Below are 23,440 nucleotides of genomic sequence, written 5' to 3'. Positions count from 1 at the left end.
TTCGTCCTCCTGATGGGGGCATCGGGACACGCCCTCTGCCGGATCAGGAATTCGAGAAGCTTTCTCTCCTCTACCGCGCCGCTTTGCGGCGCAGCCATGCTGTCAGTTCATCGTTCCAGTCGGTGTCGCGTGAGGATGGTTTGCGAACGTGGATCGTCCGCCCTTCGCGGGCATAAGCGGCCAGGCCACGCGACGCGGCCAGCTCGCCGCCAGCATCGTGATCGACGAAGAGGTGAAGCTCGGTCACGCTCTCAGGCACGCTGACGAGACCGAAGCGCTCATTGCCCAGGGTCGCCCAGACGGGAATGCCGGTGAGAGCATAGGCCGACATCGCGCTCTCGACCCCCTCGGCAAGGCCAAGCTTGCCGGAAACTGGAGCGAAGAGACGAACAGCAGCTTCACCGAGCGCACCGAGCGCGCGTTTCGGCTTTTCGAAAGCGGCCTTGCCTGAAGCCTCGGTAGACAGGAACGTGCGGTGGATGGCGATCGGGCCCTCGTCGAGGCTGACTGCCGCGATCATGGCGGGCAGAAAGCGGGCCCGTCCTTTCGGGCCAAGCGGCGTTCGTGGATGGAAGCGGAGCGCCGGAGATGCGGCGAGGATGCCGCGGCTTTCAAGATATGCCTTTGCCGGACTGGCACGCAGTGGCTGTGCATCGCGCCAGATCCTCAGCGCTACCGCCGAGGGTTTGCAGGTGCTAGTCGATTCGGGTTCGTTGGTGGTCGCAGAACCTGAAAAAAGCGCCGGTGCCTCGAAACCTTCACGCGCCAGAGCAGCCAGCACGCTCTGCTGATCGCATCCCGCGAAACAGTGGAAGAGGATGGCCTGTCGGCCGAGCGACACACCGAGTGACGGCGTGCGGTCATCATGCGCGGGGCAACAGGCCATGCCCTTTGTGCCGGACCATTTGCCCCCTCGCGATTCGCAAATGCGACGGGCGGTCTCGGCAAGCGACCGGTTGGGATGAGTTTGGACAGACAGGGACATGCGAGCTCCTCAGCATGCAAAGTGGCCCCCTCATCAGCGTTCCTCTCCTCTCCCAAAGGCAGGCATTCGCGGCTTTCCTACAGGCACATGTTCTTTTTATGTTCTCTTTCGATTCGAATCAATGGAGCACAAGACGAGATGAACTGCCTCAATTGTCTGACCGCGCTAGCGGTCGCCTGTCTGGGGATGATCGCGACCTCCTCACAGCAAGTACGCGCCCAGGATTTCACCTTGTTCGAGCACGCGATCGTTCCGCCGAAGACGGGCCAGCAGCCGGCAAGGGAATATCTTCCTGCAATCTACCAGGCCGAGCCAGCAAACGTATCCTACCGGGAAGGCTTGTATATGGCGGCGATAGCCGAGGCTGAACGCCGTTACGGGCTTCCGACCAACCTGCTTCGTGCTCTTATCTGGGCTGAGTCCCGCTTCAATCCGATGGCTGTTAGTCCAGCCGGTGCTGCCGGGCTGGCTCAGCTTATGCCGGCCACGGCGAGAGAACTGGGCGTCCGGAACCGTCATGACCCTCTTGCATCGATCGACGGTGGCGCCAGGTACCTTCGCGATATGTTGGACCGGTTCGACGCAGTCCACCTGGCCTTGGCTGCTTACAATGCTGGCCCAGGTGCCGTCTCCCGATCACGCGGCATTCCCAACAATGGTGAAACGCCGCAATATGTCCGGTCTGTGTTGGGACGTTGGCAAGCAATTGGTACGTACAATTGACGAAACTACCTGATTTCCGGCTATTGTCTGAAATCATGTGCCGGAATGAAGACGGACAACGCCAGTGAATGAGACCCCGGGTGAGCCGTTCGACTTTCGCAAGGCGATGAAGGCACAGAAGCGCCGGAAGCTGAGAAAGGAGATCGCGTTGGGTTTGGGAGCATTCGCGATCGTATTTGCTGGAGGTATGCTGGCACTCAACTGGCCAGTCCATGATGCCAGCCTTGCTAACGACGATCAGCAGCCTCAGGCATTATTCCAGCAAGCAAGCTCCCCACAATTCGACATCTGCGGATCCATCCGGCGCACATGCGTCGTGGATGGAGATACTTTCTGGCTTGATGGCGTGAAGATCCGGATTGCCGACATTGACACTCCCGAGATCAGCGAGCCTCGTTGCGACTATGAATACCAGCTCGGCATGCGCGCGACGCACCGCCTTGTCGAATTGCTGAATAGCGGGCCCTTTGAACTGAGGACCATCGGTAGCAGAGACGAGGATCAGTACGGTCGCAAGTTGCGGGTTGTAACGCGCGGCGGCCGCTCGCTTGGCGATCAGCTGGTCAGCGAAGGCCTGGCGCGAACCTGGACCGGGAGACGTGAACCATGGTGCTGAACCGCGATCAGGAATTGTGGGCGGTCGCGCTCTGGGTCGAAAAGAACCATGGCGAAGAGGGAACCGCGTATATCGCGCAGCAAATCCAGCGGCTATCCAACGAAGGGGACGAGGCAGCCATAGCAACGTGGAAGACTGTTGCTGAGCGCTTCGATCAACTTAGCTGCCAAAGCTCTACGAACTGAGGCTCGGCACGATGCGGAATTGGCTTCGAATCTGGGGCATCAGAATTGAGTTCGCCGTGCTGGCGTCAGTGTCCCTGATAGGGCTGATCCTCAGCCTTCAATCCTGCACTGGCTGAGAAGAAATTCGTTCTTCCGATCAACCATTCGCAAACTTTCCCATGATGACCTTTCCTCCTGTCCGGAGCTCATCGAGGTAGTCGCTCCACCATTGAGCCATGCGCACGCGCTCTTCCCAATGTTTGCCGCGATGGTAGATGCCACGCACAATATTGCTGTCGCCATGTGCCAGGGCACGCTCGATCGCATCGGGATTCCAAAGGCCCGACTCGTTCAGGAATGTCGATGCTGTCGCCCGGAGTCCATGCGCGGTGACTTCTTCCTTCGAATATCCCATGCGACGAAATGCGGCATTGAGCGTGTTTTCACTCATGGGACGCTTGGAACTGCGCGCAGACGGGAAGACATATCCTTCGCGGCCGAGCATCTCGGCCAGGTCTGTGAGATAGCCTCTAACTTGCTTGGACAGCGGGACGGCATGCGCTCGGCGCGCTTTCATTTTACCGGCAGGGATCTTCCAGACCCCATCGACCAGGTCGATCTCATGCCATTCGGCGTGGCGGAGTTCGCCGGGGCGTACGAACACATGCGGCGCGACCTGCAAAGCAAACTTGGTCACCATGTAGCCAGTGAAGTCGTCGATTGCGCGCAGTAGCCCGCCTAGCTCGGTGGGCTCGAGGATTGCTGCATAATGCGTGGCTCTCGGCGTTACGAGAGCGCCCTTCAGCATACTGGTCGGATCGGATTTGCAGCGGGTGGTTGCGACACCGTAACGAAACACGCGGCCTGCGAACGAGCGGCATTTCTTCGCAGTCTCGTGCTTACCAGTGGCTTCCAGTCGTTTCAGAGGAGCCAGGACTTCGAACGGCTCGATCTCGTTGATGGGTCTGTTCCCGATGGCAGGCGCAAGCTTGTCGAGGAAATAATTGGCCTTGACGATCGTGCCATCGGCACGGCCATTCTGGACCATCATCTGTTCAATATACTCACGTGCGACTGCCTCGAACGTCTGTGCAGAAAGGAACTCGGCGCGGATTTTCCGCTTCCGCTTCTCAAAGGCCGGGTCGCCGCCAGAAGCAACAGTTCGTCGTGCCTCGTAGGCCACGTCTCGCGCTTGCTTGAGGCTGATTTCGGGATAGCTGCCGATGCAGAGCTTCTTTTGCGCACCGCCGATCCGGTATCGGAATCGCCAAAGTTTGCCGCCGGTCGGCGTGACCTCAACATATAGGCCGCGCTCATCGGTTACCTTGTACGGCTTATCCTTGGGCTTGAGTGCGCGGAGGCGAGTATCTGTCAGCGGCATGTGGGGGCCTTTCAAATGTGGGCTTTTGCGAAAAGACCTCAAAAGGCCCACAAAAGTGTCTGGAACGGCCGAGATTGGGCGGGACATTCCGAGACGATCCAAGGGCGGAATCCCTAGGATTTCTGCGGGTTTTATAGACTATTTGGGAGAACGTGAGAAGAACAAATGGTGCCCAGAAGAGGACTCGAACCTCCACGACCTTGCGATCGCCAGCACCTGAAGCTGGTGCGTCTACCAATTCCGCCATCTGGGCACGCGTTGCAAAAGCATTCAACGAAGTCTGCTTCGAGGTAGGAGCGCGCCGATAGCCAAGAGCGGGCAGGCTTGTCAACGTAGTTTCGACCTGAAAGGAATAAATTTGTCCATTGCCCGCTTGCGACAGGCAACGGCTTGCTGCATGGCGACACTGACAAAGCGTTGCGCGATACAGCGCAGCCTAACGGAAACACTCATTGCCAAGAGAAGTCTGGGCCAAGAGAAATCTGGATCGAATTTATGTCTCACGCATCGTCACTTGATGGTAAGCTCGTTGTCCTGATTGGCGGGAGCGGCTTTTTCGGATCGCATATCGCGCAGGATTTGCTCGATCGTGGTGCACGGTTACGAATTGCCAGCCGCACTCCCGATGACGCCTTCAGGCTGAAACCTCTCGCCAATCTGGGTCAGATGCAATTTTTCCCTTGCAGCGTAACCCATGAAGGCAGTGTTGAAGCAGCCGTGCGAGATGCCGATGCAGTGGTCTATCTAGTCGGCGCTTTTGCCGGCAATCTGCAAGCACTGCATGCCGATGGCGCCGGTATTGTAGCCCGTAAGGCCGCCGAAGCTGGCGCAGCCAGCTTCGTGCATATTTCTGCTATAGGAGCCGATGACACTTCCACAAGCACCTATGCTCAAACCAAGGCAGCCGGAGAACAGCAGGTTAAGCAGGCTTTCCCTAATGCCACGATCCTGCGTCCATCTGCCCTGTTTGGCGAAGATGATAATTTCATTAATATGTTTGCTTCGATTATCGCCTCTTTCCCGATTGTGCCCGTTTTCGGAGCCAATGCCCGTCTGCAACCTTTGTGGGTAGATGACGCAGCAGAGGCTGTCGGCAATGCGCTTGCGAACCCGGCTGCATTTGGTGGTCAAATCTACGAAATCGCAGGACCGGATATATTGACTATGGGTGAAATCAATCGACGTATCGCCGAAGGCCAGGAGCGCGACCGCAGCTTCATTGAAGTGCCTAATGGGATAGCTCGGCTGTTTGCCGCCTTGCCAGGCACACCGCTGAACAAAGACCAGCTCATCATGCTCAGCCAAGGTAACATTGCTTCAGGTCATTATCCCGGCATCGCCGACCTGAATGTGCATTCCAAGCCTCTCAGCCTGTTTCTTGATCGCTGGATGGTCCGTTATCGCAAGCATGGCCGCTTTACGGCGGAAGAGGCTTCAGTTTGAGCTGACCTCATTATTCTGGCGGCGCTTCCTTAGTCGGAGGCGTCGCCTGCGATGGTTCCACCTCCAAAATCACTCCTTTGGCACCAGTCACGCGAACAGGTGTTCCCACAGCACAGTCCGGCCCCCGGGCAATCCATTCGCTGTCCCCCAGTCTCACACGCCCGCTTCCATGCTCAATTGCCTGGGTTACGCGTGCCACTTCATTCACCATGCGCATCGCCGGGTGATTAAGTGTCGGATCGGAACTTTCAATCGGACGATCCTGAAAATAACGTCGCGCGGAAAAGACTGCGATTAATGCGAAAAAGACGAAATCTACTACCTGCATAGGCAGATTCGGCTCAATCGCCAGTGTCAGCAGACCGGTACATATCGCCGCCACAGCCAGCCATATCAGATAAACACCAGGCACAACCATTTCGAGCCCAGCCAAACCCACACCAATAGTAAGCCATATCCAATGAGCTTCGATGCCGTCAAACCAGTCCATCAGCGGCGGCCCGTTACCGGAACACCCGATGGGGAGCGCGGCGTGGGCACAGAGACATCACCTGTTTTATCATCACCTATCACGCCCTTCACCAGTTCGCCGATCCCACCCAATGTTCCGACCAGCTGGGTCGCCTCAACCGGGAACAGAATTGTCTTTGCGTTAGGTGATTCCGCAAATTTGGCCACTGCCTTGGTATATTCCTGTGCGACAAAATAATTGATGGCCTGACTGCCGCTTTCGGCGATCGCATCAGAAACCAACCGGGTCGCTTTGGCTTCAGCTTCCGCTTCGCGCTCACGCGCTTCAGCATCGCGGAATGCAGCTTCGCGTTTGCCCTCTGCAGAAAGAATGGCCGATTGCTTTTCCCCTTCAGCACGGAGAATGGCAGACGCCCGATCCCCTTCGGCTTCGAGGATTTCCGCCCGTTTCAGACGTTCGGCTTTCATCTGGCGGGCCATGGCTTCGGAGATGTCAAGCGGCGGACGAATATCTTTGATCTCAACCCGGGTGATCTTCACACCCCATGGTGAGGTTGCATGGTCAACCACGGCCAGCAAACGAGCATTGATTTCATCGCGTTTGGACAAAGTCTCATCAAGATCCATCGATCCCATCACCGTGCGCAAATTGGTGGTGGTCAGCGCCATGATGGCATTGTGCAATCCGGAAACCTCATAAGCAGCCTTGCCTGCGTCGAGAACCTGGAAGAAAACCACTGCATCGACACCGACCATGGCATTGTCACGGGTGATGATTTCCTGACCGGGAATATCGAGCACCTGTTCCATCACGTTGATCTTATGGCCGACGCTATCGATAAAGGGAACGATCAGGTGAAGACCTGGCTCTGCCTGCTTCGTAAATTTACCGAGACGTTCAATGGTGTAAATATAACCTTGGCGAACCACCCGCACTGCCATCAGCAAGAAGATGACTAACAAAGCCAGTAATGCAATCAGAAAATAGGCCATGTATACTCTCCATCGGGCTCAGACCTGTCGGAAAGCATGGTAACGTGGCAACATGCCACGGCAAGGAAAAGCATCTCAGGTGCAATGAAACGCCTCTCATCAATCTGCTCAATCAGTAAGCAGAACGCAAAAACGCTTTATCTCCGTCCTGCCGAAAAACTGGCAGGACGGAGTTAGAAAGAAACAGTATCAATCTGCCCAGTAAAGCCGGTCCGGATTGTTCACGAGCAACTTTTGCTGCAGCTCTGCAGTAGGTGCGATGCGCGGGATCATGTCGACCAGATGGCCATCATCGGGCAGGATAGTCTGCTGATTAGGATGCGGCCAGTCTGTGCCCCAGATACAACGATCCGGATAGTCCGCCACGAGAGGGGCAACAGCTTTGGCGAAAGCATCCCACGGATCGCCTGAAGGATCGAGCCGGTCGGGACAGGTCGGTTTGAACCAGATATCGTCTCGACTTTTAAGCAACTTGCGGAAAGCTTTCATATCAGCACCATCCGGCCCCTGCGTCACATCCGGGCGGCCCATATGATCAACCACGACCGGCACAGGTATGGCCGCCAGGAAAGGGCGTAACTCTTCAAGAAGATCCGCCTCGAAATAGATCACCACATGCCAGCCCTTGGGCAAGCGACCCGCTACGTCGAGAAACTGGTCTTTAGGCGCATTGTCGACCAGCCGCTTGAGGAAGTTAAAGCGCACGCCACGCATTCCGCCTTCGTGCAGCTTCTGCAGTTCAGTATCAGAAATCGCCGGATCAACCACAGCGACCCCACGAGCCTTACCATTCGATTGAGCGATAGCATTCAATGTCGCGGCATTGTCCGTACCATGGCAGCTCGCCTGCACCACCACATTGCGCGAAAAGCCCAGATGATCGCGCAAAGCGAATAGCATATCCGGGCCGGCATCTTCGGGGTGATATTTGGCCTTGGGGCTAAAAGGAAAATCCACTTCCGGTCCGAAAACGTGGCAATGCGCATCCACGGCGCCGGGCGGAGGTGAAAATTTTGGTTTTGAAGGATTGGAATGCCAGCTTGTAATACGCTCGCTCATATCAGGGTCTCTTCCTTATGATCGCCATCTTCATTGCCAGACGCATCCTGTCTTTCATTGGTCCGTCTGCAGGAATGGCGAAATAACAGGCTTATACGAAAACTATGCCATCCATCAGTTTGCGTGCTGTGCGCAACAAAGCAGCACTGCGCACTTCGCCACTTTCATCTACCTTCAGAATACAGGTCATTTCCCCACTCGGGTGCTCTATACTGAGGGTCTTCTCTGGCCCATCGGGAATATCGGCTACTTGCGAAGCTGGAGATCCTTGCACCAGGCAGGCCGTCGCCGCTGTGACTGCACCAAGCACGCCGATAGAAGCATGCGCACGATGCGGAATAAATACCCGGGTCGTTACAGCACCGCCATGTTTAGGTGGTGCCACCAAAGTCATCTTGGGCACAGATTTATCGGTTACATCGCCCAGATTCATCATCGATCCGGCCTTGAGGCGAATAGATTCGATCTTTTCACGAACAGGCGCAAAAGCATCGCTTTCCAGCTCCTCCCGGCTTTCATATCCGGTTGCACCAACATCTTCAGCCTTGAAGACAATACAAGGCATACCATTGTCGATCAGCGTACAGGCAACCCCCTCGATTTCATCAAGTGCATTGCCGGTAGGGAGTAGCGCTCCACACGAAGATCCTGCAGTGTCACGAAACTCGAGCGGCACAGGCGCATGGCTGCCGGGCACACCATCAATGCGGGCCTTACCCCGATAATTCACAACACCTTCGGGCGTTTGAACTGTGGCGATAGCGACCTGCCCGGTATTTTCCATGTAAATGGCCACCCGGGTTTCATCGCCAGTCGGCTCCACCAGCCCGCGCTCAATTGCAAAGGGACCGATACCGGCTAGTATATTGCCACAATTTTGTTGATCAGAAACGAGCGCTTTTTCGACGAACACCTGAAGGAACAAATAATCAACATCGATCCCTGGCCGCTCAGATTTACGAACTACGCCAACCTTGCTGGTCAACGGGTCCGCCCCACCCATTCCATCAATCTGACGATGATCGGGCGACCCCATCACCTTCAACAAGAACTCATCCCGCTCTGCAATGTCGGCAGGTAAATCGTCTGCGAGGAAATAGCCGCCTTTCGACGTACCACCCCGCATCCACATCACGCGTGTCTGGTCCATAATTCATCCTTTCAGCCTCTCAATAATACGAGATCATGAGGCAGACTGTAGTCGCCTCATGATAGTAGCTGATCAGATCCATTTCAGACCCATATCCTTAAGCTTGTCTCTGAACCCATACATATCGAGGCCCAATACCCCATCTGCCAGCTTCACGCGCTTTTCTTCTTCATTGGCTTCGCGAGCCTGTGCTTTTTCAAGCACCTCTTCGGCACGTTCACGCTGTACGACACAAACACCATCATCATCCGCAACGATAATATCGCCAGGACGGATGAATGCACCCGCACAGACCACATCCACATTTACACTGCCGAGCGAAGCCTTGATTGTGCCTTGCGCAAAAATGCGCTTTGACCAGACGGGAAAATCCATCTCCTTGAGGTCACGCACATCACGCACGCCAGCATCGATAATCAGGCCCTTCACACCGCGGGCCTGCGCAGAAGTAGCAAGCAAGTCGCCAAAATAGCCATCTTCGCAAGGCGATGTCGGAGCAATAACGAGGATATCGTTATCCTGGCACTGTTCGATCGCAGCGTGAACCATATAATTGTCGCCCGGCGGCACTGAAATGGTCACAGCCGAAGCGCCAATACGCGCACCGGGATAGATTGGGCGCATATAGGAGGCGAGCAAACCAGTACGGCCCTGCGCTTCATGAACCGTTGCAACGCCGCATTTGCCGAGTGCTTCGACCACCGTCTTATCCGCACGTTCAATATTTTGGACGACAACGCCTTTCATACCACTCTCCTACAGTCAAAATCCAACTATAAGTGACAAATGGACCCTGCCCCCTGCAAATCGCCAATCCGAAGCATGGTGCAAGGCATAAGGAAATGCTAAAAATACCTTCATGGCACAGCGCAGCTTCAATATCCGTCATTTCGCCGCATTGGCAGCTGTGGTGCAACATGGCAGCGTGACACGCGCTGCCAAAGCAATCAATCTGACCCAACCCGCTCTAACGCAAGCTATTGCGCGACTTGAAAGCGAGCTGAAATGTTTGCTGTTCCAACGTGGCCCATCTGGCATGACACCGACCGAACCTGCTTTGTTGCTTACCCCGCGCGCCGAAGCAGCGCTTGCTCACATCGGCTCTTCCCGCGTAACAGGCACCCAGTTGCGCGCATTTCTGGCTCTTGCACGGGCCGGCAGTTATGCTGCAGCGAGCGAAGCGACAGGCCTTTCCGCGGCCTCTTTACATCGAGCCGTCGCAGATCTTTCACTGGCTTTGGGACAGCGCCTGGTAGATCGCCGCGGTCGCAGTGTAATTCTGACTCAAGCTGGTCAGCGGCGCGCACGAGGATTTGGCCTGGCCATGGCAGAATTGCGCGCCGGGCTTGCCGAGATCGCTGCATGGCAAGGCAAAGCAGCCGGGCGAATTGTAATTGGTGCCATGCCACTCTCCCGAGCGCGTTGGTTGCCCAAAGCAATTGCCCGTTTTGTGGCAATACATCCCGGCGTGGATATCTCTGTGGTGGAGGGCAGTCATGCAGAACTGTCCGGGCCTTTGCGTGATGGAGAAATCGACCTTATGCTCGGCGCCCTGCGTGAAGCAACATTGGTTGAAGATATGATGCAGGATCCGGTGTTTGAAGACCGACCAGCCATTGTCATGCGTGCCGGACATCCTCTGCAAAAAAGCCCCGCCCCCACCGCGGCTCAGTTGCTTGAATATCCGTGGATCATGCCAGGTCGAGACACTCCGTTGCGGCGCTACTGGGAAGAAATGCTCCGCGAATGCGGTGAAAAACCGCCTCATGTGGGAATTGAGTGCGGTTCGGTGCTGGCAGTGCGCGAATTGCTACTATCCGGCGATGCGCTAACCCTGCTGTCTATCGATCAATTACGTGTAGAGCTCGAAAACGGTGTCTTAACAACATTACCGCCACCGGCACCGGTGTCGCGCATTATCGGCATTGTCACACGCGCAGGCTGGCGCCCCACCCGTCCACAAGCTGAATTTATCGATTTACTTAAAGACGTATCCTGAACCGCCAAACCAGCAATCATTTCGTAAAAACTTATGGCTATGTTGCTCTATCCATTTGCAGAAGCAAGAAGCTATACGCACATCCATTTACATGGAGAGCAGATTGGCCCTGATTGGCTTTGGTGAAGCCGGTTCTACTTTCGCCCGCGCCGCTTCTTGGGGCAAAACTACAACCGCTTTCGACATTAATGACTCTCGTCAGCAAATTATGCGAGAAAGCGGGGTGACGCCTTGTGACAGTGCAGAAAGTGCTTTGTATAATGCCGATATGGTTCTGTCGCTGGTCACTGCTGACAGCGCGCCGTTAGTGGCCAAAGACTATGCTGGCTTTTTGAAAAAAAATGCATTGTGGTGCGATATGAATTCCATCGCGCCACAGACCAAGCAAAGTAATGCCCAACGTGTGAATGCCGCTGGAGGACGCTATATTGACGTGGCTGTGATGGCCCCCGTCGATCCCACTGCTCTTGATGTCCCTTTACTGATTGCCGGGCCTAATGCAGCCGAAGCTGAGCAGAACCTCAACGCTTTGGGTTTCAAAAAAACACGCATCGTTGGAGAACAGATTGGCAGGGCCTCTGCAATCAAGATGATCCGATCAGTCATGGTAAAAGGTCTGGAAGCACTCAGCTGGGAATGTGCTGCAGCCGCCGACCAAGCCGATGTGTTTGAAGAAGTCATGACTTCGCTTGATGCAAGCGAGAAAGACTGGCCCTGGGCGAAACGCGTGGTGTATAACCGCGAGCGCATGACCACTCATGGCGCTCGCCGTGCCGCCGAAATGGAAGAATCCGCCAAAACTCTGGAGGGCTTTGGCATCGAACCTGTCATGACACGCGGAACGGTGATTCGTCAGCGTCGCGCTGTCGGACAGAATGGTAATGAGAGGAATGACACCCGATGACTTTGGTAATTGATTGCCATGGCCATTATACCACGGCACCGCCTCAGCATGACGAATGGCGTGCAGCACAAGTGGAGGCCTATAAAAACGGCGGCAAAGCGCCAGCCTATCCGACCATTACGGATGATGAAATCCGTGAGACGATCGAAAGCAATCAGCTCAAGCTGATCAAGGAACGCGGCGCGGATGTCACAATCTTTTCGCCTCGCGCCAGCCGTATGGCTCCGCATGTCGGCGATCAGGCAGTAAGCGAGGCATGGTCGCAGCATTGCAACAATCTGATTTATCGTGTCACGCAACTTTACCCAGAGACGTTTATCGGCGTCTGTCAGCTTCCGCAGAGCCCTAAAGCCGACATGTCGGCTTCGATCAAAGAACTGCGTCGCTGTGTCGAGGAACTCGGATTTGTCGGTTGCAACCTCAACCCCGATCCGGGAGGAGGGCATTTCACCCATCCGTCACTCACCGACGAATATTGGTATCCATTTTACGAAACCATGTGCGAGCTCGACGTGCCCGCTATGATCCATGTATCGGGCTCCTGCAATCCGGCGATGCACGCCACGGGCGGTTATTATCTTGCTGCCGACACGGTTGCTTTCATGCAGCTGATGGAGGCAGACCTCTTCAGTCGTTTCCCCAATCTGCGCTTTATCATTCCGCATGGCGGCGGCGCAGTTCCCTTCCACTGGGGACGTTACAGAGGCCTTGCGGATATGCTGAAAAAGCCTTCGCTCGACGAATATATCATGACCAATGTGTTCTTCGACACTTGCGTCTACCATCAGCCTGGCATCAACTTGCTGGCAGATGTGATCGAAAATAAAAACATTCTGTTCGGTTCGGAGATGGTTGGCGCCGTGCGCGGTATTGACCCCACCACCGGACAGTATTTTGACGACACCAAGCGTTACGTCGATGCGCTCGATATTACCGCCGAAGAACGCGCCGCGATTTTCGAAGGCAATGCCCGCCGCGTCTACCCGAGGCTTGATGCCAAGCTGAAAGAACAGGGCCTGTAAGGGAGAGATTATATGGCCAAGCAGGATATTCACAGTTACCTTGCCGAATTTGACGATATTCCCGGTACCCGGGTTTATACTGCCAAACGCGCGCGAGCCGGTTACCACCTCAACCAGTTTGCTATGAGTCTCATGAAACCAGAAAATCGTGAGCGCTTCAAAGCAGACGAACGCGCCTATCTCGACGAATGGCCTATGACTGAAGAGCAGAAACAGGGTGTTCTCGACCGTGACTTTAACAAGCTGCTCGATCTTGGTGGAAATATCTATTTCCTCGCCAAGGTGTTTTCCACCGATGGCCTGAGTTTCGTGCAGGCAGTCAGCACCATGACTGGCATGAGCGTAGAGGAATACCAGGCGATGATGAACGCCGGTGGGCGCTCGCCGGAAGGCGTCCGCTCGATTAAGGAGAAGAACTGATATGGCACGCATTACTGCTGGTATCGGCTGCAGCCACGTTCCCGTGCTCGGTTATGCCCATGACTCAGGCAAGGAGCAGGAAGACTATTTCAAACCCTCTTTCGAAGGGTTCGACTGGACACGGAAATGGATGAAGGAAGAGGCTAAGCCCGATGTCATCATCCTGGTCTACAATGACCATGCATCGGCATTTGATATGTCGATCATTCCGACTTTCGCCATTGGTACGGGTGAAAAATTCGCTCCCGCCGATGAAGGTTTCGGGCCGCGCCCGGTACCTGACGTGATTGGCCATCCTGATCTTGCCTGGCATCTTGCTCAAAGCCTGATTCTCGACGAATTCGACATGACAATGATCAGCGAAATGGATGTCGATCACGGCCTCACCGTTCCCCTTACGATGATGTATGGAGATGTTGAGGAATGGCCGGTCAAAGTCGTGCCGCTGGCCGTGAATGTCGTGACTTATCCGCCACCCTCCGGCAATCGTTGCTGGGCTCTGGGCGAAGCCATTGCTCGTGCTGTGGACAGTTTCCCGGAAGATCTCAACGTGCAGGTCTGGGGAACAGGTGGTTTGAGCCACCAGCTTCAGGGGCCCCGCGCCGGCCTCATCAATAAGGAATGGGACAACCGTTTCCTCGACCGACTGATCGGCGACACACAGGAACTGCGCGAGATTCCACATATCGAATATCTGCGTGAAACAGGCAGCGAAGGCATCGAAATGGTGATGTGGCTGATCATGCGCGGCGCGCTTGGTAAGAGCACTAAAGCCCTGCATCGCCATTATCACGTGCCAATCTCAAACACGGCTCTGGGACATATCGTGCTGGAACCTGTTGATGGCTCTGTTCCTCCCAGCACCACACTGGAAGGGAACAATGAGGCTGCTCAGGCGATGATTGACTGAACCGAATGCCTCTTCTTCCTGTTCGGAAGAAGAGGCTCGTCAGCCTAGTGCCGTGCTGACATTTAAAATCTCTCCGGCCTCCAATCCGGATATATTGCATTTCCTGACTGCAAGGAGAACTCACTTATGAAAATCGCACTCGCTGGCGGTGGCGCCTTCGGTGAAAAACATCTTGATGGTCTTCAGAAGATCGATGGGGTCGAAGTCGTCTCCCTTGTCGGTCGTACTCTGGACAAAACCCAGGAAATGGCTGACAAATATGGCGTTCCTAACGCCACAACCGATTACGAAGAAATGCTCAAGGATGACTCGATTGACGCCGTCATCCTTTGTACGCCTACACAAATGCATGCCGATCAGGCCATTAAAGCGATGGATGCCGGTAAGCACGTCGAAGTCGAAATTCCGCTTTCCGACAGCTGGGCAGATGCTCAGAAGGTTCTCGAAAAACAGAAGGAAACCGGTCTAGTCTGCATGGTCGGCCATACCCGCCGTTTCAATCCCTCTCATCAATGGGTGAAACAGCAGATCGACGCCGGAGATCTCAACGTTTTGGCGATGGACGTAGAAACCTATTTCTTCCGTCGTGAAAACAAGAACGCCAAAGGAGAGCCGCGTAGCTGGACCGATCATCTTCTGTGGCATCATTCTGCCCATACAATCGATATCTTCCAATATATGACTGGCGCCAAAGTGGTGAAGGCGAATGTTTTGCAAGGCCCCAAACATCCGCAGCTCGGCATCGCTATGGATATGTCGATCCAGATGAAGACAGATAAGGGCCAAATCCTGACCTTGTCACTGTCCTTCAATAATGATGGACCTTTCGGTACCTTCTTCCGCTATATTGGTGATACCGGTACCTATCTTGCCCGTTATGATGACCTCTTCAACGGCAAGGACGAACAGATTGATGTGTCGGGAGTGGCCGTTTCAATGAACGGCATCGAATTGCAGGATCGTGAATTTGTTTCCGCAATTCAGGAAGGCCGTGAGCCCAATAGTTCTGTACAGTCAGTCTTCGATTGCTATCGCGTCATCGGCGAGCTGGCTGCTGATCTTGAAGCGCAGGATGGCTGGTCCTGATGAAACGTACAATTGCCGGAACCCAAGTACACCCGATTGGCCTTGGCTGCATGAATGTAGCCTGGGCCTACGGGAGCCCACCTTCCGAAGATGACAGCATCAAGCTGTTCAACAAGGCTCTGGATCTGGGCTATAACCATCTCGATACGGCGAATATTTACGGCAAGGGCAAAAGCGAAGAACTGATCGGAAAGGCGGTGAAAAGCCGCCGCAAGGAATTCTTCCTCGCGTCTAAAACCGGGATTATCGTCGACGGCCCGAAACGCGGGATCGATTGCAGCCCTAAGGCCATGACTCAATCAATTGAGGACAGCCTCAAACGACTGCAGACCGACCATATCGATCTGTTTTACATGCATCGGTTCGATCCGAAAGTACCTATCGCAGAATCGGTAGGCGCTCTGAAGGACGCTATCGATGCTGGCAAAATCGGAGCTTATGGCGTTTCGGAATGGAGTTCCGACCATATTCGTCAAGCCCATGCGGTTTACCCCATGGCTGCTGTGCAAACCGAATATTCGCTTTGGACTCGCAATGTAGAGCTCGGAATTCTTGATACGACAAAGGAACTCGACATTGCACTGGTGGCTTTTTCACCTGTCGCGCGTGGAGCAATTTGCGGGATCATGACAGACCCTTCGAAACTGGAAGAAAAGGACCTGCGCCGCTCTCATCCACGTTTCAGTGAAGAAAACTGGCCGCACAATCTGGCTCTGGTCGAAAAATTTGTCGATCTTGCACAACAAGCCGGAATCACACCGGCCCAGCTCGCCCTGCAATGGGTTATTTCACGCGGTGATCACATCCATGCGATTCCCGGCACGACCAAAATCGAGCATATGGAAGACAATTTCCATGCGCTCGATCGGCCGGTAGACGCTGATGTTCTGCAACGGGCTGGCGAGTTGATCAATCAGCAAACCGTATCCGGTCATCGCTATCCCGAAGTAATGCGCAACACGATTGACACGGAAGATTTCGTAAACGCATGATCGGCAATCATGTCGATCAGAAACAAAAGGCCGGACGCGCTATATAAGCGTAGCCGGCCTTTTCTATCTATATCAAAGCGTTTCTTCAAAGAGACTAAGCATCCGCCCCCAGGCTCTTTCGGCCTGTACTTTATCGTAAGACGGGGAGTCCGCCACAGTCCAGCCGTGATCTGCAGGATAAACTTCAATTTCAGCTGAAATGGCAGCCTGTTCGGCATATTCGTGCAAAGTGGTTTTGGCCGCCGGGTCACGTTTATCATCGTTCCTGGCAATGGCGAACAGATAACCGGCCTGAGTCTTTTCCAGCAATCGGTGCGGACTCATCGGGTCATCACTGACCAGTCCGCCACCATGAAACGAAGCCGCAGCCCTAATCCGTCCTGGCACAGCGGCCGCGGTAAACACCGTGAAGGGCCCGCCCATACAAAAGCCGATAGTACCGCCCCCCTTCATCGTATCGACCGAATCCTGCGTATCCAGCCATGATATGACAGCCTTGGCATCGCTCATAATAGCTTCCGGAGTAAGGGCATCACGCATGGGTGCTGTTCTGTCCCGGCCTGCCGGCGTCATCCATTCGGAAAACTTGGCGAAGACAGGGGCCTTGGCATCCCGGTAATAGGGATTAACCACCAGCACTGCATATCCTTCCATAGTCAGCCGCCGAGCCATCAAGCGAAAGACTTCGCGCGAACCAGCCACATCAGGCCACAAAATGACGGCAGGATAATCGCCTACTGTCGGATGGATAAAAACAGCATCCATTTCACCGTCCGTGGTGGGGAGGGTTATATCTTCGGAGATAGGCGTCACCTGAGCTTCTGTCACACCACCCTCCGGTTTCCTGGCAGGTGAACAGGCTGCGAGCGCTGCCATCGCGCCCGAAACAGTAAACTGGCGACGATTCCATCCACCTTCTGCCCAACGGGCGACATCTTGTTCATCACACATAAAGCCTCCGAGAGCTGCCCGTCCTTCAACTTCTGAGTTTATCATTACCGCCCATCAGGTCTAGCCTTGAACTCAGGTAAGGTCAGCAAGATCAGTACCGATACCCTGTTCAGCCTTGCGCATCGCATCGCGCCGTAATTCCTCGATTCTGAGACGTGCCTCCGGCACCGCCTCATCCGGTAGAGCTGCCATACTGGCTTCATAAATCTCTTTGAAATCCGGTCCATGTTCAGGATGCGTCAGGATCAACCCATGCTGCTGCGTCATACCCTTTAAAATCTTGTCACCCACTTCGCGCGGATTCATGCCAACTTCAAACGCTGTGCCAAACTCCGCCAGTTGTTCCGCGCTGGTTTCGGGAAAACCGCTTTCCCCAAATCCGGCCGGCCGCTTCATCGCACTTGTCCAGGCGTTTGTACGGGTCAGAGCCGGGCAACACAGGGAACAACCAATTCCATGAGGTGCCAGATTGTAGCGCAGACTTTCTGTAAGGCCGCGTACCGCGAATTTACTTGCCGTATAGATTCCAGCCTGCGGGCCGGGCAGGAAAGCCGCCATGCTGGCAATGTTCACCACATGGCGACGGCCTGTCGCCTCCTTGAGGTAAGGAAGAAAGCTGACAAGACTGTTGACTACCCCCCCGAAGTTGACGCCCATGATCCAGTCATAGTCATCATAGGTCGCTTTATCAGTCGGGCCGAAAACCGAAACGCCGGCATTGTTCACCAGCACGTGTATTTCACCGAAATGCTCAGAAACTTCTGAAGCGACCTCTGCGAATCGGGCTCGATCCGTTACATCCAGTTTGACGAAAAGGGGCTCTTCCCGCCCCCGATCCGTGAACCACTGAGCAGTTTTCAATTTGTCTTTTTCGTTTCGGTAGGACAGCGCAAGCCGCATTCCAGCATCGCTAAAAGCCTGCGCAACCCCTAGTCCTATGCCGGTTACAGCACCTGTCACAAATGCCACACGACCTTCCCATGGACCGTTTTCATTGCTCATGTCTGAATTTTCCTCTCGCCAAACAATCTATATTTGTTAGTGAAGCATACAAATAAATAAAAGGGAGAGTCGAGATGAGTGAGGTTGAAAATCGGCTGACACAGCTGGAACATCGCGTTGGCGAGCTTGAAGATATCAATGCTATTCGGCGCCTGCACTGGGCCTATGGTTATTATATCGATTTCAATCGTCCCGAAGAGGTCGCTCAGCTTTTCAGCGAAGACGGTGTCGTTGTCTTTCTATCCGGCGAATATGTTGGACACGAAGGCATCAAACGCTTGTATGGCGACTGGATTGCCGGACGTTTTACTGGCGGCAAACCCGGCCCGGTTCATGGCCTTTTACTCGACCATTTCCAGATGCAGGATATCATCACGGTCGCTCCCGACCGGCAAAGCGCCAAGGGGCGGTTCCGCGGTATGCTGTTCGGTGGCTGGCATGACAATTTCCAGGACACAAAGGAAGAATTCATGCCCCAGCAATTCATGGAAGCGGGCATCTATGAAAATGATTACGTCCGGGAAAACGGCGTCTGGAAGATCAAACGGCTAGATTATATGATGCAGTGGCAGGGAGACTATAGCGATGGCTGGGCGCACACCACATCGCACCTCCAGCCCGCAGAAAAGACTTATCCGGAAGATCCGCTCGGTCCTGATCGGCTTTTACCCAAGGACAAGCACCGCCAGACCTGGCCTTATCGGCAGGATGTGCCCATGCACTTTGCCCATCCCAAATTCGGTGCTGTGCTGGCGGGACAGGAAAAAGCATAATGCGCATCGCTTTGATGCCATCCATGGCATGGACAATAATCGCGATTGCGATTTCCTCCCCTCTTGCCGCTCATCCCAGGACCGATCCCGAGCCCGCTCCGCATCATTGTTCGTTGTCGGCGCGCGAAGTTGTCGAACGGTTCATCCCGCTATTCTACGAACAGCGGGATGCCCGTACCGCTTTTACACGCTGGGTACACCCGGATTACATCCAGCATAATCCCAATGCAGCAAGCGGTCGGGACGCTGCCATTGCTTTTCTTCAGCCTTTCTTCGACGCCAATCCGCAGCTCCGATATACAGTCCACCGTGTGATCGCATCAGACGGCTTGGTGGCAGTACAGAATGAAGCTCGCTTTTCATCCGACGCGCCTCCCAATGCCGTGGTTGACATCTTCCGGGTCGAAAAATGTCAAATCGTCGAACACTGGGATGTAGTTCAGCCGGTTCCCAACGAAGCAAAGAACGATAACGGTATGTTCTGATGACTGCTGGTTAGCCGCTCAACGGCGGGGCTTTCCTTCTTGGATGAATTTTACGCAAAAGATTTGTGCTTTTTTTGCAACATTAGATTCGATGCGTCTCCGAATGCACTTTTTCGAGTTGCGAATGTCTGAAATTCGTGCCTAGTAAGCTATCGTATCAGCCGGGCTGAAGATCCGGCAAAGTATGGAGAGGATGTTCAATGACTTCACGCCACAAGAGTGCCCTGAGCCGCGCCCTGATCTTGGGTGCTTCCAGCTTCGCCCTGCTGTCAACGCCCGCATTTGCACAGGATAGCGGTCAGGCCACGGAAAATTCCAGCGATCAGCCTGCCGGCACCGGCAGCTACCGGCCGGGCGAGATCGTGGTGACTGCACAGTTCCGCGAACAGAAATTGCAGGATACGCCGCTCGCTATTACAGCAGTTGACTCTGCCCTTCTGGAAGCGCGCAGTCAGGACGATGTTCAGGCGGTAGCCCAACAGGCACCTAGCGTGACCTTACGGGAACAGGGCGGAGCCTATGGCGCTTCCATGGGCGCCTCAATCCGAGGTATCGGCCAGTTTGACTTCAATCCCGCTTATGAGCCGGGCGTCGGCATGTATATTGACGATGTCTATTATCCGACACTGACCGGTGCCAATTTCGATCTGCTTGATCTCGAGCGTGTCGAAGTGCTGCGCGGCCCGCAGGGAACACTGACCGGACGCAACTCGATCGGCGGTGCGATCAAGCTGTTCTCCAAGAAGCCCGAATACGAAACCTCTGCCTTCGCCGAGGCCAGCTATGGCACGCGCGACCGCCTGGAACTGCGTGCCGGAATGAACTTCCCGATCACGCAAAATCTATACGCCCGTCTGTCCGGCGTGCATAAAGAGCAGGACGGTTACGTCGATCAGGTGGATTATGGCTGCGCCAACCCGGATAATCCGGAAGGGATTGCACCGACGATCGGCAATGATGGCACAGGATCGACCTGTGTGCTCGACAAGCTGGGAGGGCAGAATTATTCCGGCCTGCGCGGCGCCATTCGTTGGGAACCCTCTTCAGATATCGATCTGATGGTCATTGCCGATTATCAGAATTCGGATCGCACCAGCGCCGCTGAAGTGCAGCTGGTAGGCCCGGACAATTTCGATTGCGGCCGTTTCTGCACCTATACCAACTGGTTCCTGCCTGCTGCCGGCGATGCCGGTGCCTATTACACCAGCAATCGCAACAAGTTCAATGGCTGGGGCATTTCCGGCCATGCCGATATCCAGCTCAGCGACAATGTGCAGTTGCAATCCATCACCGCCTACCGCGAATATAACAACAAATGGGGCACGGATGACGATTTCTCACCGAACCCGGCTGTTGCGGCAGGCGGCATCAACGATTTGGATTTCTGGTTCTTCAGTCAGGAATTGCGGGTTAATGCAACGCTGACCGACTGGGCCGATGTGACGATTGGTGGTTTCTATTCAGACCAGCGCAGTACCTATTGGACGCAGCAAGATATTCGCTATTTCGGCCCTGAACCACTGCAGTTCATCGGTAACGATCCGGTCAATGCAGATTCAAAGGCAGCTTTCGGAACGGTTATCCTGAAACCGACCTACGGTCTCACGCTTACGGGTGGCATCCGCTATACCGAAGAGCACAAGGATTACACATTCGTTCGCCGCAACCTGCAATATGAACAGGCGCCTATCGGCTCTGGCATTGAAGCTCTCGATGGTCTGAAATCCGTTTATGACGGGGATCGTGTCGACTGGCGCATTTCTGCCGATTACCGCTTCTCACCGGCTGTGCTCGCTTATGTGACGGTTTCCACCGGCTTTAAGGGCGGTGGCGTGACGGCACGTCCGTTTCTCCCGACACATGCCACAGAGGGCGACTTCGGGCCGGAAACTGTCACCGCCTATGAAGCCGGTCTAAAAACCAACCTGTTCGACCGTCGGGTCCAGCTGAACCTCGCCGGTTTCTATAACGATTATAAGGATATCCAGCTTCCACTGTCTGACTGCTCTGCTTATGGCGGTGGCCCCTGTGCGGTGAGGGCCAATGCCGGCGATGGCGAAATCTACGGTTTCGAAGCCGAGCTGAATGCTGAACCGGTCGATGGCCTGATGATCGACGGATCGGTCAGCCTGCTGGGCTCCAAATATACCTTTATTGCCGATGCCGTGGGCACCAGTGTGCAGGATGACGATCCGATCGTTTCACCCGAAGTCCAGTTCAGCGCAGGTATTCAGTATGAGGTCGATCTCGGCGATACCGGATCCATCACACCGCGTATCGATATTTCGCATCGTGGCCGTGAATTCCACGGCCATGCGCTGGATGTCGTCAGCACCGATTATGAATATTACAAGGCTTACACACTGGCCAATGCCCGCCTGACCTATCGCAATGCGGATCGTGATCTGTCTGTTGCTCTCGAACTGACTAATCTGTTCGACAAGTACTATACGACCTCACGCTTCGATTCTGTCTACAACTTTGCTCGCACGGCCTACACTCAGGTTGGCCGCCCGCGCGAATGGCGTCTGTCTATCCGCAAGGAATTCTAAGGCATATCTCATCCGTGATACGGAAAGGGCGGCTCCGCAGAGCCGCCCTTTTTACATATTGCGAAAGCCCAAAAGAGGTGCAATCAGCTTCCCCAGACCTCTTCAGCCACTTCAACCACCAGCCGGATTTTATCCGCCTGCTGCTCCACCGAAATATCGTTGCCGTGAACGGTAGAGGAAAAGCCGCATTGCGGGCTGAGAGCCAGCTGATCGAGCGGTGCGAATTTGGCCGCTTCCTCGATCCGCCGTTTAATATGGTCTTTCGTTTCCAGGTCACCCAGCTTGGTAGTAACGAGACCAAGAACCACGGTCTTGCCTTTAGGCAGAAACCGAAGTGGTGCAAAGTCGCCCGAGCGCGGATCGTCATATTCAAGGAAGAAGGCGTCGATATCGAGTTCGTTGAACATGATATCTGCGACCGGCTCATACCCGCCTTCCGCAGCATAGGATGAACGGAAGTTCCCGCGGCAAAGATGGATTGCCTTAAGCATATCCGCCGGAGCATCGCGAAAACTGGCATTAATAAGCTTCGCATAGTCACGCGGCACATCGTTCGGGTCCATACCCCTGGCACGTGCATTTTCACGCTGTTTGTCGTCGCACAGATAGGCCAGATTGGTATCGTCGAACTGAAGATAGCGGCAACCCGCTTCTGCCAGACTTGCCACTTCAGCGCGATAAGCTGCCGCAATGTCCTCGTAGAACTCTTCCATTTCAGGATAGACATCCTTCGGAATCCCTTCGCGGCCAGCGCGGAAATGCAACATGGTCGGTGACGGAATGGCCACTTTGGGCGTCTCGCTGGTGACACTGGCAAGATAGTCGTAATCAGCCTTCTGAATCGGATGGCTGTGGCGGATCTTGCCATTCACCACCATACGCGGCGGGGCAAAACGGACATCCTTGCCGGTATCGTTCTTGAAGGCCACTTCCATGCCGCCTTCTTCCACCACACCCTCAAGTTGCAGAAGGAAATCGGTATGGAAGAAAAAACGGCGATATTCCCCGTCGGTAATAGCCTTGAGACCGAGATTCTCCTGCCACTTTACCAATTCGGCAATCGCTTCATCCTCTATGTCGCGCAGCTCATCACGAGCAATCTGCGCTTCCCGTGCTTCCATGAGCTTTTTCGGGCGCAGAAAAGAACCGACATGATCGGCGCGTGAAGGGAGTTGATTGGGCACAATAGCGCTCCTTTTTCATATAGGCGAATAATCGTCTTACCCGCCTATGGTATAAGGCGCGCTTCATCTCAATGGTGAAAAGTCTTGCTTCCCCACAAGAAAAGCCTTCAGCTTGACCGACAGCCCCCTCCAATTGTAGGTAGAACTTACAAAGTGCGGCCCGCCAAAGAGGCTG

At 54.6% G+C, this 23,440-nt stretch carries 24 protein-coding genes and 1 tRNA gene; 14 read left to right on the top strand and 11 right to left on the bottom strand.

Annotated elements, in window-relative coordinates:
- Nucleotides 1-70 precede the first annotated feature (70 nt).
- Nucleotides 71-985 (bottom strand): DUF7146 domain-containing protein, encoded by a 915-nt coding sequence (locus tag D6851_RS11215; RefSeq protein ID WP_120324986.1) that lies wholly within the window; start codon nucleotides 983-985, stop codon nucleotides 71-73.
- Between the two features lie 138 nt (nucleotides 986-1,123).
- Here D6851_RS11215 and D6851_RS11210 point away from each other — a divergent pair, with 138 nt between their 5' ends.
- The 3 genes from D6851_RS11210 (at nucleotide 1,124) to D6851_RS11200 (ending at nucleotide 2,509) form a co-directional block, all read left to right on the top strand.
- The gene (locus tag D6851_RS11210) at nucleotides 1,124-1,708 is read left to right on the top strand and encodes a lytic transglycosylase domain-containing protein (protein ID WP_050601845.1); all 585 of its coding nucleotides are present in this window, start codon (nucleotides 1,124-1,126) and stop codon (nucleotides 1,706-1,708) included.
- Between the two features lie 64 nt (nucleotides 1,709-1,772).
- On the top strand, nucleotides 1,773-2,324 hold the full coding sequence (locus D6851_RS18050) for a thermonuclease family protein (protein ID WP_238474051.1): 552 nt from the start codon (nucleotides 1,773-1,775) through the stop codon (nucleotides 2,322-2,324).
- On the top strand, nucleotides 2,315-2,509 hold the full coding sequence (locus tag D6851_RS11200; protein ID WP_082835508.1) for a DUF6961 family protein: 195 nt from the start codon (nucleotides 2,315-2,317) through the stop codon (nucleotides 2,507-2,509). The genes D6851_RS18050 and D6851_RS11200 overlap by 10 nt, the downstream gene beginning before the upstream one ends.
- A gap of 136 nt (nucleotides 2,510-2,645) precedes the next feature.
- On the opposite strand, the gene D6851_RS11195 is transcribed toward D6851_RS11200, so the two are convergent.
- Nucleotides 2,646-3,869 (bottom strand): tyrosine-type recombinase/integrase, encoded by a 1,224-nt coding sequence (locus D6851_RS11195; RefSeq protein WP_120324985.1) that lies wholly within the window; start codon nucleotides 3,867-3,869, stop codon nucleotides 2,646-2,648.
- A 166-nt stretch (nucleotides 3,870-4,035) separates the two neighbouring features.
- Nucleotides 4,036-4,122: transfer RNA gene (locus tag D6851_RS11190), tRNA-Leu, on the bottom strand.
- A gap of 242 nt (nucleotides 4,123-4,364) precedes the next feature.
- Here D6851_RS11190 and D6851_RS11185 point away from each other — a divergent pair.
- The gene (locus D6851_RS11185) at nucleotides 4,365-5,312 is read left to right on the top strand and encodes a complex I NDUFA9 subunit family protein (RefSeq protein ID WP_120324984.1); all 948 of its coding nucleotides are present in this window, start codon (nucleotides 4,365-4,367) and stop codon (nucleotides 5,310-5,312) included.
- A gap of 10 nt (nucleotides 5,313-5,322) precedes the next feature.
- On the opposite strand, the gene D6851_RS11180 is transcribed toward D6851_RS11185, so the two are convergent.
- From D6851_RS11180 to ligK, 5 genes are all read right to left on the bottom strand, one after another.
- Nucleotides 5,323-5,802 carry an NfeD family protein gene (locus D6851_RS11180; protein ID WP_120324983.1) on the bottom strand — a complete coding sequence of 160 codons (480 nt, stop codon included), beginning with the start codon at nucleotides 5,800-5,802 and terminating at the stop codon, nucleotides 5,323-5,325.
- Entirely contained in the window at nucleotides 5,802-6,776 is a 975-nt protein-coding gene (locus D6851_RS11175) for an SPFH domain-containing protein (protein WP_120324982.1), read from the bottom strand. The genes D6851_RS11180 and D6851_RS11175 overlap by 1 nt, the downstream gene beginning before the upstream one ends.
- Before the next feature lie 189 nt (nucleotides 6,777-6,965).
- On the bottom strand, nucleotides 6,966-7,835 hold the full coding sequence (locus tag D6851_RS11170) for an amidohydrolase family protein (RefSeq protein WP_120324981.1): 870 nt from the start codon (nucleotides 7,833-7,835) through the stop codon (nucleotides 6,966-6,968).
- 91 nt (nucleotides 7,836-7,926) lie between these two features.
- Complete coding sequence (locus D6851_RS11165; protein WP_238474050.1) at nucleotides 7,927-8,985, bottom strand: 4-oxalomesaconate tautomerase; 1,059 nt, start codon at nucleotides 8,983-8,985, stop codon at nucleotides 7,927-7,929.
- Nucleotides 8,986-9,057: 72 nt separating this feature from the next.
- Nucleotides 9,058-9,732 (bottom strand): 4-carboxy-4-hydroxy-2-oxoadipate aldolase/oxaloacetate decarboxylase, encoded by a 675-nt coding sequence (gene ligK, locus D6851_RS11160; RefSeq protein WP_120324980.1) that lies wholly within the window; start codon nucleotides 9,730-9,732, stop codon nucleotides 9,058-9,060.
- A 112-nt stretch (nucleotides 9,733-9,844) separates the two neighbouring features.
- On the opposite strand from ligK, the gene D6851_RS11155 reads away from it, so the two are divergent.
- From D6851_RS11155 to D6851_RS11125, 7 genes are all read left to right on the top strand, one after another.
- A complete protein-coding gene (locus D6851_RS11155; protein WP_120324979.1) occupies nucleotides 9,845-10,984 on the top strand; it encodes a LysR family transcriptional regulator in 1,140 nt (379 codons plus the stop codon).
- A 103-nt stretch (nucleotides 10,985-11,087) separates the two neighbouring features.
- Nucleotides 11,088-11,888 (top strand): NAD(P)-dependent oxidoreductase, encoded by an 801-nt coding sequence (locus D6851_RS11150; protein ID WP_238474049.1) that lies wholly within the window; start codon nucleotides 11,088-11,090, stop codon nucleotides 11,886-11,888.
- Nucleotides 11,885-12,910: an amidohydrolase family protein gene (locus tag D6851_RS11145; RefSeq protein WP_120324977.1), complete on the top strand. Its 1,026-nt coding sequence runs from the start codon at nucleotides 11,885-11,887 to the stop codon at nucleotides 12,908-12,910. The genes D6851_RS11150 and D6851_RS11145 overlap by 4 nt, the downstream gene beginning before the upstream one ends.
- 12 nt (nucleotides 12,911-12,922) lie before the next feature.
- Nucleotides 12,923-13,330 (top strand): protocatechuate 4,5-dioxygenase subunit alpha, encoded by a 408-nt coding sequence (gene ligA / locus D6851_RS11140; protein WP_120324976.1) that lies wholly within the window; start codon nucleotides 12,923-12,925, stop codon nucleotides 13,328-13,330.
- Nucleotide 13,331: 1 nt separating this feature from the next.
- Nucleotides 13,332-14,240 carry a class III extradiol dioxygenase subunit beta gene (locus tag D6851_RS11135; protein WP_120324975.1) on the top strand — a complete coding sequence of 303 codons (909 nt, stop codon included), beginning with the start codon at nucleotides 13,332-13,334 and terminating at the stop codon, nucleotides 14,238-14,240.
- Between the two features lie 126 nt (nucleotides 14,241-14,366).
- A complete protein-coding gene (locus D6851_RS11130; protein ID WP_120324974.1) occupies nucleotides 14,367-15,326 on the top strand; it encodes a Gfo/Idh/MocA family oxidoreductase in 960 nt (319 codons plus the stop codon).
- The gene (locus tag D6851_RS11125) at nucleotides 15,326-16,318 is read left to right on the top strand and encodes an aldo/keto reductase (RefSeq protein ID WP_120324973.1); all 993 of its coding nucleotides are present in this window, start codon (nucleotides 15,326-15,328) and stop codon (nucleotides 16,316-16,318) included. The genes D6851_RS11130 and D6851_RS11125 overlap by 1 nt, the downstream gene beginning before the upstream one ends.
- A 72-nt stretch (nucleotides 16,319-16,390) precedes the next feature.
- Here the strand turns inward: D6851_RS11125 and D6851_RS11120 are convergent, their stop codons facing one another.
- Together D6851_RS11120 and D6851_RS11115 are read right to left on the bottom strand one after the other, a co-directional pair.
- A complete protein-coding gene (locus D6851_RS11120; protein ID WP_120324972.1) occupies nucleotides 16,391-17,269 on the bottom strand; it encodes a dienelactone hydrolase family protein in 879 nt (292 codons plus the stop codon).
- Nucleotides 17,270-17,341: 72 nt separating this feature from the next.
- Nucleotides 17,342-18,271 carry an SDR family oxidoreductase gene (locus D6851_RS11115; protein ID WP_120324971.1) on the bottom strand — a complete coding sequence of 310 codons (930 nt, stop codon included), beginning with the start codon at nucleotides 18,269-18,271 and terminating at the stop codon, nucleotides 17,342-17,344.
- 74 nt (nucleotides 18,272-18,345) lie between these two features.
- On the opposite strand from D6851_RS11115, the gene D6851_RS11110 reads away from it, so the two are divergent.
- From D6851_RS11110 to D6851_RS11100, 3 genes are all read left to right on the top strand, one after another.
- A complete protein-coding gene (locus D6851_RS11110) occupies nucleotides 18,346-19,044 on the top strand; it encodes a nuclear transport factor 2 family protein (RefSeq protein ID WP_120324970.1) in 699 nt (232 codons plus the stop codon).
- Nucleotides 19,044-19,529 (top strand): nuclear transport factor 2 family protein, encoded by a 486-nt coding sequence (locus D6851_RS11105; protein ID WP_120324969.1) that lies wholly within the window; start codon nucleotides 19,044-19,046, stop codon nucleotides 19,527-19,529. The genes D6851_RS11110 and D6851_RS11105 overlap by 1 nt, the downstream gene beginning before the upstream one ends.
- Nucleotides 19,530-19,729: 200 nt before the next feature.
- Complete coding sequence (locus D6851_RS11100) at nucleotides 19,730-22,081, top strand: TonB-dependent receptor (protein WP_238474048.1); 2,352 nt, start codon at nucleotides 19,730-19,732, stop codon at nucleotides 22,079-22,081.
- A gap of 83 nt (nucleotides 22,082-22,164) precedes the next feature.
- On the opposite strand, the gene D6851_RS11095 is transcribed toward D6851_RS11100, so the two are convergent.
- Nucleotides 22,165-23,265 (bottom strand): 5-methyltetrahydropteroyltriglutamate--homocysteine S-methyltransferase, encoded by a 1,101-nt coding sequence (locus tag D6851_RS11095; protein ID WP_120324968.1) that lies wholly within the window; start codon nucleotides 23,263-23,265, stop codon nucleotides 22,165-22,167.
- Nucleotides 23,266-23,440: the final 175 nt, after the last annotated feature.

The sequence above is a fragment of the Altericroceibacterium spongiae genome, assembly GCF_003610805.1.
Classification (GTDB): Bacteria; Pseudomonadota; Alphaproteobacteria; order Sphingomonadales; family Sphingomonadaceae; genus Altericroceibacterium; species Altericroceibacterium spongiae.
This window is presented reverse-complemented; position numbering and strand designations above follow the sequence as displayed.

Bases quoted from the DNA above. Each gene is read 5' to 3' on its own strand.
- D6851_RS11175 (WP_120324982.1), bottom strand. From the start codon at position 6,776: ATGGCCTATTTTCTGATTGCATTACTGGCTTTGTTAGTCATCTTCTTG.
- D6851_RS11165 (WP_238474050.1), bottom strand. From the start codon at position 8,985: ATGGACCAGACACGCGTGATGTGGATGCGGGGTGGTACGTCGAAAGGC.
- D6851_RS11110 (WP_120324970.1), top strand. From the start codon at position 18,346: ATGAGTGAGGTTGAAAATCGGCTGACACAGCTGGAACATCGCGTTGGC.
- D6851_RS11200 (WP_082835508.1), top strand. From the start codon at position 2,315: ATGGTGCTGAACCGCGATCAGGAATTGTGGGCGGTCGCGCTCTGGGTC.
- D6851_RS11115 (WP_120324971.1), bottom strand. From the start codon at position 18,271: ATGAGCAATGAAAACGGTCCATGGGAAGGTCGTGTGGCATTTGTGACA.
- D6851_RS11130 (WP_120324974.1), top strand. From the start codon at position 14,367: ATGAAAATCGCACTCGCTGGCGGTGGCGCCTTCGGTGAAAAACATCTT.
- D6851_RS11185 (WP_120324984.1), top strand. From the start codon at position 4,365: ATGTCTCACGCATCGTCACTTGATGGTAAGCTCGTTGTCCTGATTGGC.
- D6851_RS11155 (WP_120324979.1), top strand. From the start codon at position 9,845: ATGGCACAGCGCAGCTTCAATATCCGTCATTTCGCCGCATTGGCAGCT.
- D6851_RS11125 (WP_120324973.1), top strand. From the start codon at position 15,326: ATGAAACGTACAATTGCCGGAACCCAAGTACACCCGATTGGCCTTGGC.
- D6851_RS11120 (WP_120324972.1), bottom strand. From the start codon at position 17,269: ATGTGTGATGAACAAGATGTCGCCCGTTGGGCAGAAGGTGGATGGAAT.
- D6851_RS11105 (WP_120324969.1), top strand. From the start codon at position 19,044: ATGCGCATCGCTTTGATGCCATCCATGGCATGGACAATAATCGCGATT.
- D6851_RS11100 (WP_238474048.1), top strand. From the start codon at position 19,730: ATGACTTCACGCCACAAGAGTGCCCTGAGCCGCGCCCTGATCTTGGGT.
- D6851_RS11215 (WP_120324986.1), bottom strand. From the start codon at position 985: ATGTCCCTGTCTGTCCAAACTCATCCCAACCGGTCGCTTGCCGAGACC.
- ligA (WP_120324976.1), top strand. From the start codon at position 12,923: ATGGCCAAGCAGGATATTCACAGTTACCTTGCCGAATTTGACGATATT.
- ligK (WP_120324980.1), bottom strand. From the start codon at position 9,732: ATGAAAGGCGTTGTCGTCCAAAATATTGAACGTGCGGATAAGACGGTG.
- D6851_RS11210 (WP_050601845.1), top strand. From the start codon at position 1,124: ATGAACTGCCTCAATTGTCTGACCGCGCTAGCGGTCGCCTGTCTGGGG.
- D6851_RS11145 (WP_120324977.1), top strand. From the start codon at position 11,885: ATGACTTTGGTAATTGATTGCCATGGCCATTATACCACGGCACCGCCT.
- D6851_RS11170 (WP_120324981.1), bottom strand. From the start codon at position 7,835: ATGAGCGAGCGTATTACAAGCTGGCATTCCAATCCTTCAAAACCAAAA.
- D6851_RS11180 (WP_120324983.1), bottom strand. From the start codon at position 5,802: ATGGACTGGTTTGACGGCATCGAAGCTCATTGGATATGGCTTACTATT.
- D6851_RS11135 (WP_120324975.1), top strand. From the start codon at position 13,332: ATGGCACGCATTACTGCTGGTATCGGCTGCAGCCACGTTCCCGTGCTC.
- D6851_RS11195 (WP_120324985.1), bottom strand. From the start codon at position 3,869: ATGCCGCTGACAGATACTCGCCTCCGCGCACTCAAGCCCAAGGATAAG.